Annotated in this window: 13 protein-coding genes, 15 tRNA genes and 2 rRNA genes; 1 reads left to right on the forward strand and 29 read right to left on the reverse strand. The window is 46.1% G+C overall.

Features of this window, described 5'->3' with window-relative positions:
• Window positions 1-6 precede the first annotated feature (6 nt).
• The 9 genes from MKY16_RS20310 to MKY16_RS20350 form a co-directional block, all read right to left on the reverse strand.
• Window positions 7-678 carry a PspA/IM30 family protein gene (locus MKY16_RS20310; RefSeq protein WP_013311897.1) on the reverse strand — a complete coding sequence of 224 codons (672 nt, stop codon included), beginning with the start codon at window positions 676-678 and terminating at the stop codon, window positions 7-9.
• A gap of 84 nt (window positions 679-762) precedes the next feature.
• Window positions 763-1074, reverse strand: a complete 312-nt coding sequence (locus MKY16_RS20315; RefSeq protein WP_013311898.1) for a LiaF transmembrane domain-containing protein — start codon at window positions 1072-1074, stop codon at window positions 763-765.
• A gap of 127 nt (window positions 1075-1201) precedes the next feature.
• Window positions 1202-2452 carry an MFS transporter gene (locus tag MKY16_RS20320; protein ID WP_340957605.1) on the reverse strand — a complete coding sequence of 417 codons (1251 nt, stop codon included), beginning with the start codon at window positions 2450-2452 and terminating at the stop codon, window positions 1202-1204.
• A gap of 129 nt (window positions 2453-2581) precedes the next feature.
• The gene (locus MKY16_RS20325; protein WP_029518165.1) at window positions 2582-3133 is read right to left on the reverse strand and encodes a TetR/AcrR family transcriptional regulator; all 552 of its coding nucleotides are present in this window, start codon (window positions 3131-3133) and stop codon (window positions 2582-2584) included.
• A 383-nt stretch (window positions 3134-3516) separates the two neighbouring features.
• Window positions 3517-3756, reverse strand: coding sequence for a NifU family protein (locus MKY16_RS20330; protein WP_013373004.1), 240 nt, complete (start codon window positions 3754-3756; stop codon window positions 3517-3519).
• 314 nt (window positions 3757-4070) lie between these two features.
• Window positions 4071-5468: a Fe-S cluster assembly protein SufB gene (sufB, locus tag MKY16_RS20335; RefSeq protein WP_165148429.1), complete on the reverse strand. Its 1398-nt coding sequence runs from the start codon at window positions 5466-5468 to the stop codon at window positions 4071-4073.
• Window positions 5469-5511: 43 nt separating this feature from the next.
• Complete coding sequence (gene sufD / locus MKY16_RS20340) at window positions 5512-6795, reverse strand: Fe-S cluster assembly protein SufD (RefSeq protein ID WP_340957608.1); 1284 nt, start codon at window positions 6793-6795, stop codon at window positions 5512-5514.
• A 47-nt stretch (window positions 6796-6842) separates the two neighbouring features.
• Window positions 6843-7619 (reverse strand): Fe-S cluster assembly ATPase SufC, encoded by a 777-nt coding sequence (gene sufC, locus MKY16_RS20345; protein WP_029518161.1) that lies wholly within the window; start codon window positions 7617-7619, stop codon window positions 6843-6845.
• On the reverse strand, window positions 7600-8121 hold the full coding sequence (locus tag MKY16_RS20350) for a MarR family transcriptional regulator (RefSeq protein WP_340956803.1): 522 nt from the start codon (window positions 8119-8121) through the stop codon (window positions 7600-7602). Before MKY16_RS20350 ends, sufC begins: the two co-directional genes overlap by 20 nt.
• 217 nt (window positions 8122-8338) lie before the next feature.
• On the opposite strand from MKY16_RS20350, the gene MKY16_RS20355 reads away from it, so the two are divergent.
• Window positions 8339-8554, forward strand: a complete 216-nt coding sequence (locus MKY16_RS20355; protein WP_340956806.1) for a hypothetical protein — start codon at window positions 8339-8341, stop codon at window positions 8552-8554.
• A gap of 862 nt (window positions 8555-9416) precedes the next feature.
• On the opposite strand, the gene MKY16_RS20360 is transcribed toward MKY16_RS20355, so the two are convergent.
• The 20 genes from MKY16_RS20360 to MKY16_RS20455 all read right to left on the reverse strand — a co-directional run bounded on the left by MKY16_RS20360 (window position 9417) and on the right by MKY16_RS20455 (window position 19529).
• Window positions 9417-9495 (reverse strand) — tRNA-Leu (locus MKY16_RS20360).
• An 11-nt stretch (window positions 9496-9506) separates the two neighbouring features.
• A tRNA-Cys gene (locus tag MKY16_RS20365) sits at window positions 9507-9581 on the reverse strand.
• A 12-nt stretch (window positions 9582-9593) separates the two neighbouring features.
• A tRNA-Gly gene (locus tag MKY16_RS20370) sits at window positions 9594-9665 on the reverse strand.
• A gap of 7 nt (window positions 9666-9672) precedes the next feature.
• A tRNA-Gln gene (locus MKY16_RS20375) sits at window positions 9673-9747 on the reverse strand.
• A gap of 10 nt (window positions 9748-9757) precedes the next feature.
• Window positions 9758-9830: transfer RNA gene (locus tag MKY16_RS20380), tRNA-His, on the reverse strand.
• A gap of 17 nt (window positions 9831-9847) precedes the next feature.
• Window positions 9848-9921: transfer RNA gene (locus MKY16_RS20385), tRNA-Trp, on the reverse strand.
• Window positions 9922-9928: 7 nt separating this feature from the next.
• Window positions 9929-10014 (reverse strand) — tRNA-Tyr (locus MKY16_RS20390).
• Window positions 10015-10019: 5 nt separating this feature from the next.
• Window positions 10020-10095 (reverse strand) — tRNA-Thr (locus MKY16_RS20395).
• Between the two features lie 22 nt (window positions 10096-10117).
• Window positions 10118-10190 (reverse strand) — tRNA-Phe (locus MKY16_RS20400).
• Window positions 10191-10227: 37 nt separating this feature from the next.
• Window positions 10228-10304 (reverse strand) — tRNA-Asp (locus MKY16_RS20405).
• Between the two features lie 14 nt (window positions 10305-10318).
• Window positions 10319-10395, reverse strand: a tRNA-Met gene (locus tag MKY16_RS20410).
• A gap of 26 nt (window positions 10396-10421) precedes the next feature.
• A tRNA-Val gene (locus MKY16_RS20415) sits at window positions 10422-10497 on the reverse strand.
• Between the two features lie 69 nt (window positions 10498-10566).
• Window positions 10567-10638 (reverse strand) — tRNA-Glu (locus MKY16_RS20420).
• A 17-nt stretch (window positions 10639-10655) separates the two neighbouring features.
• A tRNA-Ser gene (locus tag MKY16_RS20425) sits at window positions 10656-10747 on the reverse strand.
• A 3-nt stretch (window positions 10748-10750) separates the two neighbouring features.
• Window positions 10751-10826, reverse strand: a tRNA-Asn gene (locus MKY16_RS20430).
• A 65-nt stretch (window positions 10827-10891) separates the two neighbouring features.
• Window positions 10892-13839: ribosomal RNA gene (locus MKY16_RS20435) — 23S ribosomal RNA — on the reverse strand.
• Between the two features lie 353 nt (window positions 13840-14192).
• Window positions 14193-15748 (reverse strand): 16S ribosomal RNA (locus MKY16_RS20440).
• Together the 16S and 23S rRNA genes with 15 tRNA genes alongside form the textbook arrangement of a ribosomal RNA operon.
• A 455-nt stretch (window positions 15749-16203) precedes the next feature.
• Window positions 16204-17082, reverse strand: coding sequence for a nucleotidyltransferase-like protein (locus MKY16_RS20445; protein WP_029517195.1), 879 nt, complete (start codon window positions 17080-17082; stop codon window positions 16204-16206).
• Window positions 17083-17194: 112 nt separating this feature from the next.
• Window positions 17195-18913: a glycosyl hydrolase family 18 protein gene (locus MKY16_RS20450; RefSeq protein ID WP_069012010.1), complete on the reverse strand. Its 1719-nt coding sequence runs from the start codon at window positions 18911-18913 to the stop codon at window positions 17195-17197.
• A 184-nt stretch (window positions 18914-19097) separates the two neighbouring features.
• Window positions 19098-19529 carry a Fur family transcriptional regulator gene (locus MKY16_RS20455; protein WP_029517193.1) on the reverse strand — a complete coding sequence of 144 codons (432 nt, stop codon included), beginning with the start codon at window positions 19527-19529 and terminating at the stop codon, window positions 19098-19100.
• Window positions 19530-19592 lie beyond the last annotated feature (63 nt).

Raw genomic sequence — 19592 nt, forward strand, 5'->3', positions numbered from 1 at the left:
ATCAAATTACTCCTTCCCGCTGTTGTTCAGCTTGCTTTTCAGTCTCGCCCACTCTTGTTCGAGCAGCGATCCACCGCCTTGGGCATCCTGTGCATGGTCGCCCTCACCCCGACGTAAATCACGCAGACTCATCGTTTCTGCTTCCATATCGGCTACCCGGTCTTCCAAGCGGTTGAACATTCGGGGAACATTTCGTCCACCGTATGTACCAGCCCGTTCGTTCATTTGCTGCTGGAGTCTCAACGTCTGTACACGTGCCGCATAATACTGACGCTTGCTGTGTACCGTTTGATATTCTGTCTTTAACGTATCTAGCTGTTGTTCTAGCTCACGTAGTGATTCACGGCTCTGCTCCCACAATTCTCTATACTGCTCTTCTTTTTCTGCATATAGCATTTTCTCCTGTAGGGCCAGCTTCGCAATATGTTCTTCATCAGCTTTCAAAGCCAGTAGCGCCTGTTCCTCCCGTTTGGTCTGCATGGACAATGCATGATCCAACTGCTGCTTCATCTGTCTTGTATGCATCGCATACTGTTGATGGAGTTTTTCCGCTTCGGCAATTTCCTGGCGGGTATTATACAAGAACTGGTCAATCAGTTGCACTGGGTCTTGGCTTTGTTCCAAATGCTCATTGAAGGTCGCTACCGTAATATCGCGCATTCTTCGAAAAACACTCATTTGCATCTGCTCCTTTCACAATTCGTATCCCCATAATTAAAACTTCGTTACTGCAATATTTCTTCATTCGCTAAACTGCTAAAATCAGTAACGTCTTCTGCGGTCACTCAGCAGGGAAACACCAAATATAATCAACCCGATTGCCAGTAGTGGTCCCAGAAGCCAGGACAGTTTGCCGAGCAAAATCAGTACCCCAAGTACAAGTACGATCCAGCCGAAGAGCGCATTTCCTTTTTTCACACCGTAGTAGCCTAGCATAACCATAGCTATCGGAATTAAGTAACCAATCAGATGTCCTAAAAAGTGACCGAAAAACGGAGTAAACTTACCGAGCAGCATAATCGAACCCAACACGATCAGTACAATGGCTAACCCATTCCCTTTGTTAACTCTCATCATCTCTCACCGCCTTTCACTGTGTCTTGCTTATGTCCTTATTGTACGCTGAACAAGCGTTTGACAAAACGGACCCCAGACGGTTTTTGAACCTAGACCTAAGTCGGGGATGAGTATAGACCTGCGGCTATCCTCCTCTATGCTGTTCTGCTGCACGGGCTATCGAATGTTGCTCACCCGCTTGCTTGGAACGTAGTGAAAGGACGAGACAAGCCAGTAACGCTATAGCTGCAACCATATAAGGCAGATTAATATGAACATCGAACAACAGTCCTGCAATTAATGGTCCAATCACATTACCCAAGCTGGTATAGGATGAGTTCATGCCTGCCACAAAGCCTTGCTCATCTCCGGCCTGCCGCGATAGAGAAGTACTTACTGCCGGGCGAAGGATATCCATAGCCAGAAAAATGATGAAGGTCGTCAGCATAATCATCACGTACTGTTCAGCAAATAAGGTTAGAAAAATGAACAGGCCCCCAATGGCCAAACAGAGGTGAATTACTTTTTTCTCTCCAAAACGATTAATGATCCATCCAAATATAGTCGCTTGGACAACTGCTCCCAAAATGGAGCCTGTCGTTATGATGATGGCAATATCCATCGGTGTGAAACCATATTTATGGTCAACAAACAGTCCAAATACGGTTTCGAAGTTCGCTAACCCAAAAGCAACGACAAATACAATGAGTAAACCCATGAAATATGGAGATTGATATGACTTGGCAAATTGCTGCAAAAGATTTTCTTTTTGACGTGGAAGCTCTCTATTATATTGTTGCTTTTCCTTGCTTAAAGACTCAGGCAGCACTAACAGAGACAAGATAGCTGCTATTCCCGCAGCTCCAGCTGCCGCAAAGAAGGGAATGCGTATTCCATATGTGACAAGCAATCCGCCAATCCCTGGCCCGATTATGAAGCCTGTGTTGATCGCCGCATTGATCATGCCCATTCCCTTGCCTCTTTCTTCGAACGAGGTCACGTCAGCGACATAGGCCATTATAGAAGGAGTCAGCAACGCTGCCCCTGCTCCACCCATGATTCGTGCTATGAACAGGGTAGGAATGGAATGAGCCAGTCCAAAAACAAGCTCTGATAACATGAAGATGAACATCCCAGAAACAATCAATTTTTTACGTCCATAACGATCAGACAACTTTCCTGACAATGGTGATAATAAAAGCTGAGTCAACGCAAAAGCTGCAACCATCAGTCCCATCGAAGAACCATTCATCCCTAGCTCACTTATAAATTTAGGTAATACAGGGACAACTAAGCCAATCCCCATGAACGCCAAAAAAATGTTAAGCATCAATAACAGCATTGCTCCTCGATTTCTTGTGAGTATAGACATATTTCCACCCTTCCTTTTCCGTATCTCTTTATTCGATATCAGGTAAACTTCATTATCCCTTTTCAAAAAACAATTGAAACTAAAAATGTTTTCTTAGTTTTCATATAAAAAAGTGGCCTCTTCAAATATGCAGCATATTGTTGAGGCTATTTTTTAATTCTCGACCAAACCGAACAACAAAATATCTACAATAGAATAAGTAGCTTCCTCTACCGTCACACTGTTATCCAGAAAGAAACGCTGATCAAGCGTTAAATTTACAGATTCAATAATAAGCTTCATGATCAGAGCCTCATTTTTGTTCACAATAATTCCTTCTCGGATGCCTTCCTGAATTAATGTTCTAATCGGAGACCAATCATTTAAATCGGCATGTACCCTTTTCCATTGTTCAGGATAATACTTTTTCATCTGGTCCAATATCCTTAAATCGTAAAACTTATAATACAGAGGCATGACCCTAATCGACTGCTTAATCTTGTCTAACAAAGATAACTCATTATTTTGGATAATCTGCTCAGTTTTTCGAATCATATCATCATTTGTACGCTCAATAAGTGTTTCTAAAATAAGCGTCTTAGACGAAAAGTTTTCATACAACGTACGCTTGCTAATAGCGAGTCTTTTCGCAAGATCATCCATCGTAAATTTCAATCCATTTTCATGAACTTCATCTACAAAAGCCTCCAAAATTCTTTCCTGCATATTCTTCCTCATTTCTTTCGCGCTCGGTAAACTAGAAAAGTTTTTTCAGTACCATCATCTTACGATAAGATCAAAGCGCTGGTCAAATCCATGTTAACCTTGTTGCCAAAATCATGAATATATAATAAAAAGGATGATAAAATGCCTTTAAGCATTTTATCACCCTTTTGTGTATGAGCGAGAGGACTAGAACCTCCACGGTTTCCCACTCGATACCGAATATAATATTGATAATACCTTGTTTAATGAAGGGAGATAAGCGCTGCTCGTCGATTTCGACCCGCAAGGTAATCTGTCAATGTACTTTGGTATTGAGCAGCGGGATCAACTTCCGTAGCTATGGTCTGCGACAGGACTAACTCAGTTGCTCAGTATCAAGGAATTTAGAACACTTGTACAACTTCTTTAATATCATCAATTTCCTCAAGAATTGCGCGCTCAATAGCAACCTTTAACGTAATCGTAGCACTTGGGCAACCATTGCAAGCTCCCAAAAATCTTAATTTTGCTATACCGTTCTCAACTTCGACCAGTTCAGCATCTCCACCGTCACGCAGTAAGAAAGGACGTAGTTTGAGAAGAACTTCCGATACTTCATCGAATAAAACTCCATTTTCATCCATTATGTCAATTCCTCCCATTTTCTTTACCAACCGTCATTCATACCTTTTTTCACCCTAGATCGTCTGAGTGATCCTTTGCTTTTTGCCTAAGAGTGACCTCTTGATCCGAAAGTTCCCTTATAAGCGTAAGAATAGAGTCTAAAGGTATCATCACACCACAACTTGCGCTCAATCCTGACAGCATATTGAAGCAGAACTGAAGTTTTCGTATCTCTCGGGTAATTTGAGCTAGTTCTGAATCGTCCGAATTATTTTTCTTCATTACTAGCACCTCTTTAAAGAATGATAAAGGTTTGATCTATTAAATTAATGAATCAACCGATGCTTCCTTCCATCTCAAATTGAATCAACCGATTCATTTCAACGGCATATTCCATTGGCAATTCTTTGGTAAACGGTTCAATAAAGCCCATTACAATCATTTGTGTAGCATCTTGTTCTGTAAGCCCGCGGCTCATTAAGTAAAACAATTGTTCCTCGGACACTTTGGATACTGTTGCCTCGTGCTCCAAAGTAATCTGGTCGTTTTTAATTTCATTGTACGGAATCGTATCTGATGTTGACATGTGGTCCAATATCAACGTATCGCACTTAATATTGGACTTGGACCCTGCGGAATCGCGGCTGAAGCTGGACAACCCTCGGTAGTTTACTTTTCCGCCCTGCTTGCTGATGGATTTGGATATAATCGTAGATGTTGTCTCGGGAGCAAGGTGAATTACCTTCGCGCCAGCATCTTGATGCTGATCTTTACCGGCTACGGCAATAGACAGGATGGACCCCTTGGCTCCCCGTCCTTTCAATAATACTGCCGGATACTTCATTGTTACCTTGGAGCCGATGTTGCCGTCCACCCATTCCATTGTGGCATTTTCTTCTGCCACAGCCCTTTGGGTTACCAAGTTGTAGATATTAGGAGCCCAATTCTGAATGGTCGTGTAACGGACACGGGAATCTTTCCGGCAAATAATTTCAATAACTCCACTATGCAGAGAACTGGTACTATAAATAGGTGCTGTACATCCTTCAACATAATGGACAAAGCTGCCCTCTTCGGCAATAATTAATGTCCGCTCGAATTGACCCATATTTTCAGAATTAATACGGAAATAACCTTGTATAGGTACCTCGCACTGAACACCCTTCGGAATGTATACAAAGCTACCGCCTGACCAAACCGCACTATTAAGCGCCGCAAATTTATTGTCGGCGGGAGGGATGATCGTCCCAAAATGTTGCTTAAACACTTCGGGGTATTGCTTTAATGCACTATCCGTATCAAGGAAAATAACGCCCTGATCCTCCAGCTCTTTCCGCATGCTGTGATAAACTACTTCCGACTCATATTGAGCGGATACGCCCGCCAGGAACTTTTGCTCCGCTTCAGGGATTCCCAGCTTGTCAAAGGTTGCTTTGATCTCGGAAGGAACCTCCTCCCAGGTCTTTCCCTGTTTTTCAGAAGGGCGAACGTAATACTGGATGTCATCAAGATTTAGCTCGGTCAAATCCGCTCCCCATTCAGGCATCGCCATTTTGTAGAATTGATTCAAAGCTTTCAACCGAAAATTGAGCATCCACTCCGGCTCTTCCTTGATTCGGGAAATTTCCCGGACAATCTCTTCCGTCAGACCTTTTCCAGATTGAAAAATAGACTGGTGCTTGTCGCGAAACCCATATTTATATTCGCCCATATCTGGTGCTTTTTTAGCCATTGGTATCACTCCTTTTTAACCTTTCAAGATTCATTTTGATTTGCTATGATCTGCCGAGCTTGCTTTCCACTAAATCTTTTAGGCGACTGCGAACACCTTCCAGCGGGATCTCCGAAATGACAGGAGCGAGAAATCCGAAAATAACAAGATGTTCGGCTTCACTCCGTGATATCCCGCGCGACATCAGATAATAGATTTGCTCTGCATTTACTTGCCCCACGGATGCAGCATGACCCGCGGTTACATCATCCTCATCTATCAGCAGGATCGGATTGGCATCGCCGCGAGCTTTAGGACTTAACATAAGCACGCGTTCTGTTTGCTGACCATCACAATGGGTTGCACCTTTTTCAATCTTTGTAATGCCGTTGATAATGGCCGTAGCTTCTTCAAGCATGACTGCACGCGTAATCATCTGGCTTACCGAGCTTCTGCCAAAATGCTGAGCTTGAGCTGTATAGCTCGATTTTTGATTGCCCGTGCCAATAGCAATCACCTTATTGTCGGAGACCGCCCCGTTGCCTTGTAGCAAAGTCTTGGTATCGCTCACGGTATAACCATTGTTCATCTCACCGATAATCCATTCCACACCCCCATCAGCAAGAACGACCGCCCGTCGCTGGGTGAAATCTGTTGTAGTTACAGCAAGCTGATGAACCGAAGCTACTTGCACCTTTGAGCCCGCCCCCGCGAAGACCTCCGTCACACCGTTATGCAATACCTTGACATCATCACCACTCGATACACAATTATCCACATAAGTGATCTTGCTGTTGCTCCCTGCCACAATTAAGACGTGAGGAGCAAAACACACACCGCTTGTATCGTTAAGAAAGATCGCTTGAATAGGTGCTTCAACCTCTACACCGTCTGGGACATATAGAAAAACGCCACCACTCCATAAGGCACTGTGTGCAGCAGATAAACGATGTTCTTCTGGCTTTACTGCCTGAAAGAGATAACGTTGAACCAGCTCCTCATGCTCTTTTGCCGCAGTATGCAGATCCGTTAAAATGACTCCCTGGGCGGCTAAGCTCTCGGACAATTTCGTATACACTACATCCGAGTTGAACTGAACGATTAGTCCGCCTTTCACCGGAGAAGCAACCAAACCTCGAACAACCTCCGGCGCTTCCTCCAAACTAGACCACGCATTCTCAGCTTTGTAATCTCCACTTTCGTAGATATCCCATTTTTCAAGATTGATTTTCTCCACTTTAGGCAACTCCAGCGTCCCTTCCAGTTCGAGTGCATGAACGCGGCGTTCAATCAGCCAACGAGGTTCATCCTTAGCGCTTGACCATGCGCGTAAATCGTCCACATTCATTGAAACTCTAGCTTGTATATCCACGTGCTGTTCCTCCTCTCCGGCTTTTAAGCATCCCTTACCGTCTCATCCGTAATCCCAAGTTCCTCCTTCACCCAATCGTACCCTTCAGCCTCCAAACGGTGGGCAAGCTCCGGACCGCCAGATTTAACTATCCGGCCTTGCATCATGACATGCACAAAATCCGGGGTAATATAATTCAACAGTCGTTGATAATGGGTGATGATTAAAAAGCCTCTATCCGGGCTGCGCATCTCATTTACGCCATTGGCCACAATACGCAGTGCATCAATATCAAGCCCTGAGTCCACTTCATCCAGGATCACAAACTTGGGTTCAAGTAGCATCATTTGCAAAATCTCATTCCGCTTTTTTTCACCGCCAGAGAATCCCTCATTCAAATAACGATGCACAAATTCCGGGTTCATCTCCAGCCCCTTCATTTTGCTCTCCATTTCACGGATAAAACGGATTAAGGATATCTCATCGCCTTCTTCACGCCGTGCATTGATGGCACTTCTGAGAAAATCCGAGTTGGTCACGCCAGCAATTTCACTTGGGTATTGCATTGCGAGGAACAAGCCTGCCTGGGCACGCTCATCCACCTCCATCTCCAGAAGGTCTTCATTGTCCAATGTCACCTTACCGCCAGTAACCTCATATTTGGGATGGCCCATTAAAGCTGAAGCCAATGTACTTTTTCCCGTCCCATTAGGCCCCATAATCGCATGAATCTCTCCGCCATGAATCTCCAGTGTGAGCCCTTTTAAAATTTCTTTCCCTTCAATCTTGGATCTTAATTCCTCAATCTTTAATGTCGTCATTTATCGTAAACTTCCCTTCGGAGTATTCTTCGGCACGCGCCACCAAATCACTCATAAATTTTCCAATAGTCTGCTGCTCAACCTCTGAATAGGATTCAATGAATTGGTAAAACCTTTCTTCTTTTTCTTTGTGCATTTCTTTATGCAAATGATAAACGTGTCTTCCCTTATCCGTTAAACTAAAGTAAATCTCCTTACGATTGCTGTTCAGTTGACTTCTCATAATGAAGCCCATTTCCAGCAGCTTTGCACTAATTTTAGTAATGCTAGCTTTGGACAACCCCATCTTCTCCACAATCCCGGTATGATTTATCGGTTCATAATCACCAATGCAATCAATAACGTGCACACTAGTAATATTGTTGGAAAGCATGTCAATCTGGTACTTTCTGGCCTGTTGCCGAAACGAGTTAAATTCTTGTTCAGTATACAGCTCATTCAGATGTAGCATTTTAATATATTGCTCGTAAAGATGACCTTTAAAATGATTTTGAAACTCCAATTTCCCAATCTCCCCTCTCTTGTAGTAGTTGAGACCAAGTTCAGTGTCTCCATTAGATTTTTTTGTTCACTAGTAAACAAAATTATATTAACACAATTGATATTGATAATCAATATCAATTGTGTTAAATGTGACGCAATTTTGGAGGCGCTTTTCATGGGTTTGTTGTCATTGTCATCGGCCTCATGCTGTGTTTTGACTAGGGCACGACCCGGAAATGGTTTTGAATACCTCTGATCAATCCTGCTTTGCGGGGGTTGAACAATGGAACCAATTCGGCAGCATCCGGATGGATCTGGTAACCGAAGCCAAGTCCAATACCGTTGCCTATGAACGTCATGGTACACCTGCCACAGACCGGGGTCGCTACCGTAAAAAGAGGACAAAGGTGGTGCTTGACCGAGCTGTTTTAAAGCCGTATCGCCGCGTTTGAGTACGCTATCGTGAGCATGTATGGCAAAAAATAATCCGTCAGTTACCTGTGTCTGGATATGTTATGGGGCCAAAGAGTATACCAAAAACTGTGGTTTTTGCTGGTGAATCAGAACAGGCGGTGCTCCATTTTAGCCAGCACCGATCTGACACTGGAGACAACCTAGATCATCGAACTTTATACCGCCCGGTTCAAAATCAAATGCACCTTCTGGGAGCTAAAGCAATCCATCGGCGGATTCAGCTACCACTTTTGTAGCAAATCCATTTCGAAGCTCAACCGGTATTTGAAAAAGGATCGGGTTCACCCTCTGGAGTTGTTGGAAGAGGAGAAAGCGCAACGGGACATCCGCCTAACTGTAAAGATGAGAATGGTAAACGATAACCGAAATGGATCCCTACGGGGCTTAAGATAAAAGGAACCAAGAAAAGAGCCGAAATCTTGCTTCAGGAAGCCAGGAAGAATTATCATATGGAAGGACAAGCACTCGCGGTTGAAAACGAAGATATGCTGTAAGAGTAAAAGCGGCTACTCTATCCGGTAATCTGCCACTGGTGGACACGTTCTATGAGCTTCTGATTCGTATGAAGGAATAACAGGAATCCTATCGCTTATCTTCTGACAATTCTTATTGTCTTGAATACCTGGAGTATATTTATGTATATTTATGTAGATGTATTAGGGGTAAGCATGAAAGAAGTTCAGGAATGGTTAGGCCACAGCGATTATGCAACAACGGCAAATATTTATTCGCATTTGGAATACAACTCAAAGGTGTCTTCAGCTCAAGCAATGAGGGGGTACTAAAGCTCAAATAAAAAAAGCTCACTAGAGAATGTCTCTAATGAACTCTTTTAGTTAATACCGGCGAGAGGACTCGAACCTCCACGGTTTCCCACTCGATTTTGAGTCGAGCGCGTCTGCCATTCCGCCACGCCGGCGTATTCAATTATGGAGGCGCCACCCAGATTTGAACTGGGGAATAAAGCTTTTGCAGAGCTTTGCCTTACCACTTGGCTATGGCGCCAGAGTGTAACAAAGCGGACGACGGGAATCGAACCCGCGACCCTCGCCTTGGCAAGGCGATGCTCTACCGCTGAGCCACGTCCGCATAAAGATGGCTGGGGATATAGGATTTGAACCTATGCATGACGGAGTCAAAGTCCGTTGCCTTACCGCTTGGCTAATCCCCAATAAGTAAAGGGCGGCCGATGGGGCTTGAACCCACGAATGCCGGAGTCACAGTCCGGTGCGTTAACCACTTCGCCACGACCGCCGCAAGTAATGAATAATTGGCAGGGGCAGCAGGAATTGAACCCACACCAACGGTTTTGGAGACCGTTGTTCTACCTTTAAACTATGCCCCTATAAAACTGGTGGAGGATGATGGATTCGAACCACCGAACCCGTAAGGGAGCAGATTTACAGTCTGATGCGTTTGGCCACTTCGCTAATCCTCCAAAAATGGTGCCGGCGAGAGGACTTGAACCCCCAACCTACTGATTACAAGTCAGTTGCTCTACCAGTTGAGCTACACCGGCACATAAAATATTCAATTAAAAGTGGCTCGGGACGGAATCGAACCGCCGACACGAGGATTTTCAGTCCTCTGCTCTACCGACTGAGCTACCGAGCCTTAGAATAAGGCTTTTCATTACACGTTATAATACTAATGGCGGAACTGACGGGATTCGAACCCGCGATCTCCTGCGTGACAGGCAGGCATGTTAGGCCTCTACACCACAGTTCCATAATAATTTTAATTGGTTGCGGGGGCAGGATTTGAACCTGCGACCTTCGGGTTATGAGCCCGACGAGCTACCGAACTGCTCCACCCCGCGACAATAATAAATATTAAATTTTCAAATGGTGGAGGCTGAGGGGCTCGAACCCCCGACCCTCTGCTTGTAAGGCAGATGCTCTCCCAGCTGAGCTAAGCCTCCACACCGAAACACTTTTCATATTATACCATAATAAACTTTTTATTGCAAGTTTTTTTTATGATATTTTTATGACCCGTAGGGGATTCGAACCCCTGTTACCTCCGTGAAAGGGAGGTGTCTTAACCCCTTGACCAACGGGCCATGCTACAAATTAATTATGGCGGAGAGAGAGGGATTCGAACCCTCGAGACGCTTTTGGCGCCTACACGATTTCCAATCGTGCTCCTTCGGCCAACTCGGACACCTCTCCATATGGCTCCCCGAACAGGACTCGAACCTGTGACAACTCGATTAACAGTCGAGTGCTCTACCAACTGAGCTATCAGGGAATATTAAGTATTTGTTTCAAGGTTACACCCTGAAAACTGGATCCGAAACTCATTGCGCTTTATCTTAGGATAAGCCCTCGACCGATTAGTATTGGTCAGCTCCATGCATTACTGCACTTCCACCCCCAACCTATCTACCTCGTCGTCTTCAAGGGGTCTTACTAATTGGGAAATCTCATCTTGAGGGGGGCTTCACGCTTAGATGCTTTCAGCGCTTATCCCTTCCGTACATAGCTACCCAGCGGTGCTCCTGGCGGAACAACTGGTACACCAGCGGTACGTCCATCCCGGTCCTCTCGTACTAAGGACAGCTCCTCTCAAATTTCCTACGCCCACGACAGATAGGGACCGAACTGTCTCACGACGTTCTGAACCCAGCTCGCGTACCGCTTTAATGGGCGAACAGCCCAACCCTTGGGACCTACTTCAGCCCCAGGATGCGATGAGCCGACATCGAGGTGCCAAACCTCCCCGTCGATGTGGACTCTTGGGGGAGATAAGCCTGTTATCCCCAGGGTAGCTTTTATCCGTTGAGCGATGGCCCTTCCATGCGGTACCACCGGATCACTAAGCCCGACTTTCGTCCCTGCTCGACTTGTAGGTCTCGCAGTCAAGCTCCCTTCTGCCTTTGCACTCTTCGAATGATTTCCAACCATTCTGAGGGAACCTTGGGGCGCCTCCGTTACTCTTTAGGAGGCGACCGCCCCAGTCAAACTGCCCACCTGACACTGTCCTCGCACCGGATTACGGTACCAAGTTAGAACCTAGATACGATCAGGGTGGTATCCCAAGGATGCCTCCCTTCAAGCTGGCGCTCAAAGTTCTACGGCTCCCACCTATCCTGTACAGATCGTACCCAAATTCAATATCAAGCTGCAGTAAAGCTCCATGGGGTCTTTCCGTCTTGTCGCGGGTAACCTGCATCTTCACAGGTATTAAAATTTCACCGGATCTCTCGTTGAGACAGCGCCCAAGTCGTTACGCCATTCGTGCGGGTCAGAATTTACCTGACAAGGAATTTCGCTACCTTAGGACCGTTATAGTTACGGCCGCCGTTTACTGGGGCTTCGGTTCATAGCTTCGCTCTTGCGAGCTTACCACTCCCCTTAACCTTCCAGCACCGGGCAGGCGTCAGCCCGTATACTTCGCCTTGCGGCTTCGCACAGACCTGTGTTTTTGCTAAACAGTCGCTTGGGCCTTTTCACTGCGGCCCCCTCGGGCTATTCACCCTACCGAGGCACCCCTTCTCCCGAAGTTACGGGGTCATTTTGCCGAGTTCCTTAACGAGAGTTCTTCCGCGCGCCTTAGAATTCTCTTCTCGCCTACCTGTGTCGGTTTGCGGTACGGGCACCTTCTCCTGGCTAGAGGCTTTTCTTGGCAGTCTGAGATCATGACCTTCGCTACTACAATTTTCGCTCCCCATCACAGCCCAGCCTTACGATGTGCGGATTTGCCTACACACCAGCCTCACTGCTTAGACGGACATCCATCCGTCCGCGTCACTACCCTACTGCGTCACCCCATCGCTCATAACGGATTACGGTGGTACAGGAATTTCGACCTGTTGTCCTTCGACTACGCCTATCGGCCTCGCCTTAGGTCCCGACTTACCCTGAGCGGACGAACCTTCCTCAGGAACCCTTAGGCTTTCGGCGGATCTGATTCTCACAGATCTTTTCGTTACTCATACCGGCATTCTCACTTGAATGCAGTCCAGCGCTCCTTACGGTACACCTTCAACCCGCATTCAACGCTCCCCTACCCCTGATGCAAGCATCAAGCCATAGCTTCGGTGGTGTGTTTAGCCCCGTTACATTTTCGGCGCAGAGTCACTCGACCAGTGAGCTATTACGCACTCTTTCAATGGTGGCTGCTTCTAAGCCAACATCCTGGTTGTCTGTGCAACTCCACATCCTTTCCCACTTAACACACACTTGGGGACCTTAGCTGATGGTCTGGGCTGTTTCCCTTTCGACAATGGATCTTAGCACTCACTGTCTGACTCCCGGAACTAAATCTATGGCATTCGGAGTTTGACTGAGCTTGGTAACCCTTGCGGGCCCCGCACCCAATCAGTGCTCTACCTCCACGATTCTTCTTTCCGAGGCTAGCCCTAAAGCTATTTCGGGGAGAACCAGCTATCTCCGGGTTCGATTGGAATTTCTCCGCTACCCCCACCTCATCCCCGCATTTTTCAACATGCGTGGGTTCGGGCCTCCAGTGCGTGTTACCGCACCTTCACCCTGGACAGGGGTAGATCACCCGGTTTCGGGTCTACGTCCACGTACTCAAGTCGCCCTATTCAGACTCGCTTTCGCTGCGGCTTCAGCTCTTCACCTTAACCTTGCACGGGAACGTAACTCGCCGGTTCATTCTACAAAAGGCACGCCATCACCCGTGATTTTTCCAAAGGAAAATATCATAGGGCTCTGACTTCTTGTAAGCACACGGTTTCAGGATCTATTTCACTCCCCTTCCGGGGTGCTTTTCACCTTTCCCTCACGGTACTGCTTCACTATCGGTCGCCAGGGAGTATTTAGCCTTGGCAGATGGTCCTGCCGGATTCATACGGGGTTTCACGTGCCCCGCACTACTCGGGATCCGTCTCGGAGAGAACAAGTTTTGAACTACAGGGCTTTTACCTTCTCTGGCGGGCCTTTCCAGACCTCTTCATCTAACCGGTTCCTTTGTAACTCCATGTGAGACGTCCCACAACCCCAAGGAGCAAGCTCCTTGGTTTGGGCTAATCCGCGTTCGCTCGCCGCTACTGACGGAATCACTATTGTTTTCTCTTCCTCAGGGTACTTAGATGTTTCAGTTCCCCTGGTCTGCCTCTATTCTGCCTATGTATTCAGCAGAAAGTGACTGTCGATGAAGACAGCCGGGTTTCCCCATTCGGACATCCCCGGATCAAAGCTTGCTTACAGCTCCCCGAGGCCTTATCGTTGTTCGCCACGTCCTTCGTCGGCTCCTGGCGCCTAGGCATCCTCCGTGTGCTCTTTGTAGCTTAACCTAGTATTTACATCGTAAATACGATTTGCTTTGAATTTCGGTTCAACACTTACGTGTGAATGAAATTCAAGGCAGCTACCTTTATTTCACTTGTTTACACAAGATCAGCTTAAAGGAATATTCTAAAACGCAATTTCGTTTCGGTATCCAGTTTTCAAGGTGCAATTCGCTTCATCGAAGCGAAACCCGATGAATATTTCGGTTCCACACGAATGTGTGAATGAAGTATTCGTCGAAGCTTGAGAGTTTGAACTCTCAAAACTGAGCAACGAGTGAGTAACAGGCCTAAACCTGAGTTTTGAAGCTTACGCTTCATATTTGAATGTTTCCATCGCAGGAAACGATTCTCCATAGAAAGGAGGTGATCCAGCCGCACCTTCCGATACGGCTACCTTGTTACGACTTCACCCCAATCATCTACCCCACCTTCGGCGGCTGGCTCCCTTGCGGGTTACCCCACCGACTTCGGGTGTTGTAAACTCTCGTGGTGTGACGGGCGGTGTGTACAAGACCCGGGAACGTATTCACCGCGGCATGCTGATCCGCGATTACTAGCAATTCCGACTTCATGTAGGCGAGTTGCAGCCTACAATCCGAACTGAGACCGGCTTTTCTAGGATTGGCTCCACCTCGCGGCTTCGCTTCCCGTTGTACCGGCCATTGTAGTACGTGTGTAGCCCAGGTCATAAGGGGCATGATGATTTGACGTCATCCCCACCTTCCTCCGGTTTGTCACCGGCAGTCTGCTTAGAGTGCCCAGCTTGACCTGCTGGCAACTAAGCATAAGGGTTGCGCTCGTTGCGGGACTTAACCCAACATCTCACGACACGAGCTGACGACAACCATGCACCACCTGTCTCCTCTGTCCCGAAGGAAAGCCATATCTCTACAGCGGTCAGAGGGATGTCAAGACCTGGTAAGGTTCTTCGCGTTGCTTCGAATTAAACCACATACTCCACTGCTTGTGCGGGTCCCCGTCAATTCCTTTGAGTTTCAGTCTTGCGACCGTACTCCCCAGGCGGAATGCTTAATGTGTTAACTTCGGCACCAAGGGTATCGAAACCCCTAACACCTAGCATTCATCGTTTACGGCGTGGACTACCAGGGTATCTAATCCTGTTTGCTCCCCACGCTTTCGCGCCTCAGCGTCAGTTACAGCCCAGAGAGTCGCCTTCGCCACTGGTGTTCCTCCACATCTCTACGCATTTCACCGCTACACGTGGAATTCCACTCTCCTCTTCTGCACTCAAGCTCCCCAGTTTCCAGTGCGACCCGAAGTTGAGCCTCGGGATTAAACACCAGACTTAAAGAGCCGCCTGCGCGCGCTTTACGCCCAATAATTCCGGACAACGCTTGCCCCCTACGTATTACCGCGGCTGCTGGCACGTAGTTAGCCGGGGCTTTCTTCTCAGGTACCGTCACTCTTGTAGCAGTTACTCTACAAGACGTTCTTCCCTGGCAACAGAGCTTTACGATCCGAAAACCTTCATCACTCACGCGGCGTTGCTCCGTCAGGCTTTCGCCCATTGCGGAAGATTCCCTACTGCTGCCTCCCGTAGGAGTCTGGGCCGTGTCTCAGTCCCAGTGTGGCCGATCACCCTCTCAGGTCGGCTACGCATCGTCGCCTTGGTAGGCCTTTACCCCACCAACTAGCTAATGCGCCGCAGGCCCATCCACAAGTGACAGATTGCTCCGTCTTTCCTCCTTCGCCCATGCAGGAAAAGGATGTATCGGGTATTAGCTACCGTTTCCGGTAGTTATCCCTGTCTTGTGGGCAGGTTGCCTACGTGTTACTCACCCGTCCGCCGCTAGGTTATGTAGAAGCAAGCTTCTACATAACCCCGCTCGACTTGCATGTATTAGGCACGCCGCCAGCGTTCGTCCTGAGCCAGGATCAAACTCTCCATTAAAGACCAACCGAAGTTGGTTTATAGAAAGAGCGATAAGCTCATGTTGAAACTGACGAGATAAAAATATCTCTTGTTTGATTTTGCAAGCAAAATCGTTTTACTCACTCGTTGTTCAGTTTTCAAAGATCAAACCTACATAACATCTTACTTTGTTTCACCACCGCGTCTCAGCGGCGACTTAAATAATGTAACACATAACCTCATTTTTCGTCAAGCTTTTTTTTGAAAACTTATTTTTTCCGCTTGATGCAACACGTTTATCCTGCTTTAAACAGTTCAAAACTATTCATGCTGCTTAATGGGGCGAGTTATAACTTATCACATATTTTATATACTCGTCAACCTAAATTAATAATTTATATTTTTTAACTATTTATAAATACTAGATCATGTGCAAAAAAAGGAAGAAAAGTCGGTTTAACAACCTTTCTTCCTGACAAATCAACCCCTGTACATCAAATAAGGGAGTAACGCAGTTCACGATTTTGCCCGCGATCCCTAAAATCCCCGGCAGCTGTTTCTCTAATAAGTGAACGATATACCAGTTTACGGAGCACGACGGTAAGATCCAATTGGAGATTCTTTAGCTCAGGATGGTTAATAAGTTCATTTATAGACCAAGGTTCCCGTCTGCTGCCTAATATACGGAATAGCGGAGAGGAGCACTCCTCCATTTTTGACATAACTGAAAATTCACAAGCAAGCAGTACTAGTTCAACCCGTTGTTCCAAGGTTTCCGTACTTAATGTGAGTTCGTTATACAGTTTGTCAATTGTTCGATCCAGAGGCTGTACCTGAACCCATAAGTGAACCTTTGGATAAATCCCCCGTTCAATGAGTTCAATAGATGCCCAATGATCCAATGCTTTCAGAACACTTTGATAAGCGTCAATGATCCGCCCTTCTCGCACCGCTCTTTTACCATGAACGTAATTGACCAGAAAGCGGGAGAACTCATGAAATCGCTTCTGCTCCCGCAGTGGATCGTTAAAATCAACAATTTCCTGTCTTAAAAAGCGAACCCTGTCATCCCTTTCCCAGACAATACGCCCTTCTAGCACATAATCTATAATGTTGGCTTGTTCACCAGCGATAATCCATTCCTTCAGACAACTGAGCGTTGCGTACAACACTTGGCATCTTAAACCATTCATAAATAAGTGTTGAATAGAACGGACTGGCTTGGTGCCTTCTCCAATAATTAGAATGAGTTCATCAAAGTCATACAACATCGAACCGTGAAAATACTCTCCCGGTTTTCTGTACGAAATAATACCTATCGAATCCTCCTGCAACAATTCATCATATATCAGGTTTAATTTGGTTAGCTGCACTTCTCCCTCCATACCTGCAAGGCGGCTATGACCGCAAATTGGATATTTGGATACATGTGATCATTTCTACATAAATAAGAAACTTCCTTCTTCAATTGTAAATTTTTTTATCTTATTCACTTATTTTTTTCAGTGTTATCCAAGCGTCTTTATCTGCAAAGCTTCGATTCCACACACCAATTCCTCCGAGCTTCAGCGATTTGGCAAGTTCTACTCTTGCCTTCAGAGATACCTGATCCTCCAGCCAAATCTTTTTGACTACGCCGTCTTCTGTATACTCGACATAATTCTGGCCTTCGGAAGCTCTAAACTTGGGCTTCAACTTAAATTGGGCTATGATATTGGCTGCTGACTCCATACCAAGTGATTTGGAGGTGACCTTAATCTTCCCTTCTTTGGGAGTCTCGGACCACACGCGAGTATATAACGGAATACCTAAAACCACTTTTTGAGACGGCACTTCATCTTCCCGAATAATTCGCTTAATTGACGCTTCCGTCCATGGTAACGAGGCGACGGAACCAGCTTTTGGACTAGCCGCCCAATGCTCATCATACGCCATTACCATGAGATAATCTGTTATAGTCCCCAATGCTTTTCGATCCAAAAAAACAGACCACATCTCACTTTGAGATTTAGGCGTAACATCAATGGACAGTATCAAATCATGTTCCCGAGCCATCGGTTTAAGTTCACGCAAAAATTGGGTGACATTGGGGCCATCCTTTGTATGAACATTTTCAAAGTCGATATTAATACCGTCCAGATCATTTTGTTGAGCAAGTGAAATCATCTGATCTACAATCGACTTTCGACGTTCAAAGGTAGACAAAGCTTCTGTTGTTAGTTCGGGATTAAAACTGTTGCTCAACAACCCCCAAACCTCCATACCCTTGCGATGTGCCCAGCTGACATAAGAAGGATCCGCTTTGCTTTCTACAGTGCCCTCATGATCGACGACACTGAACCACGTAGGGCTCACCACATTTACTCCAGGCATAGGATCAAACTTGGAAGGATCGGGCTTGCGATTATAGACGGCTTCCCAAGCGAGATTCACTGGTCTACCCTCCCAATGCTTCTCCGATATGGACAAATCGTCCTTAACCGAAGGAATCACAAGCTCTTCTCCTTCAGCGATATGGTCTGATTTAATGTATCCTGCATAGCCATTGTCTAACTGCACAAAATACCAATCACCCTGTTGGGACCAGATACGTACTTTCGTCCGCTGAGGTACATCTGTCAAAATAAAAGATAGGCTAGAGGCTTCTTTACGTAAGGCAATTCTAGCATCCTGTTGCCCATCCTTCTTTTCTACATTACCCAGCCTGACCTTCTCGCCGGCCTTCATCAAGATAACGGCACCCGTTACAGAGTCTTCGTGTATAGAAACGCCGTATACTTCACGTACAGCCTCTATCGGGATATATACCTCTCCACTGATCACCTGGGGGGCTGCGCTCAGCGCATATGTTTTACCATTCAATTCCCCTTGTGCCTTCGAAACCTTCATATAGAGCAAGCTTTGTCTCGTCGCCATAATGACGGTTTGGCTGTCATCCTCATAGCGAACCGAAGGATCAATTTGACTTTGCACCAATTTAAGCGGCATCAGCATGTTCTTGCCGGAGCTTTGAGCTTCATACCCAGTCAACTTGCCCTGCATAAAAATAGGACGGACACTGCCCTGCCAATCGGGTTTCTCATGAAGGGGATTACCAAACCATACGACAGTAATTGCGCATATAATCGCTGCAAATAATAGCAGGCTTGCCGCTCCTTTGAATCGTGAACGTTTACGGCGGCGTCTGGAATGATTTCTGGCCAATATTGAACCTCCATTGTATGAACTTTGAATTCCGTATTTTGTAACCTCAACAGATTACTTGAAACAAAAGTAAAGTGATTTAAACAAAAAAACGCGGTAAATCCCCGCTTACGGAGAATTGCTCACGTTTCCAATCCATTACAATATATACATACCGCACAAAAAAACTCTATTCCTTGTTTCGTTACGTTTGTTTGTTACTACAAGTTTTGCATACTCCGTGTAACTCCATACGATGTCCATGCACTTCGAAGCCTGTTTCCAACGCAGCATGACGTTCCACATCAGCCAAATAGGGATAACTGAAATCTTCAATTTTTCCGCATTTTTCGCAAATGATGTGATAGTGCTCCGAAATATTGGCATCATAACGACTGGCGTTATCTCCATAGGTCAACTCATGTACCATACCCGCTTCTATAAACATCTTTAAGTTATTATAAACCGTAGCCACACTCATACTTGGAAACTTGGACTCAAGCGCTCGATATATTTCATCTGCAGTCGGATGCCCCATGGTTTCCATCAAATAGTTTAATATGGCATGACGCTGGGGTGTTATGCGTACACCTGTCTTCTTTAGAAGTTCCAAAGCATGCTGGACGCGTGCTGCCATATATGTCCACCGCCTTATCCCTTACTTACGATCCTATCAATTACCACGCATCTATTTACAACT

It is taken from the genome of Paenibacillus sp. FSL L8-0641 (assembly GCF_038006265.1).
Classification (GTDB): domain Bacteria; phylum Bacillota; class Bacilli; order Paenibacillales; family Paenibacillaceae; genus Paenibacillus; species Paenibacillus polymyxa_D.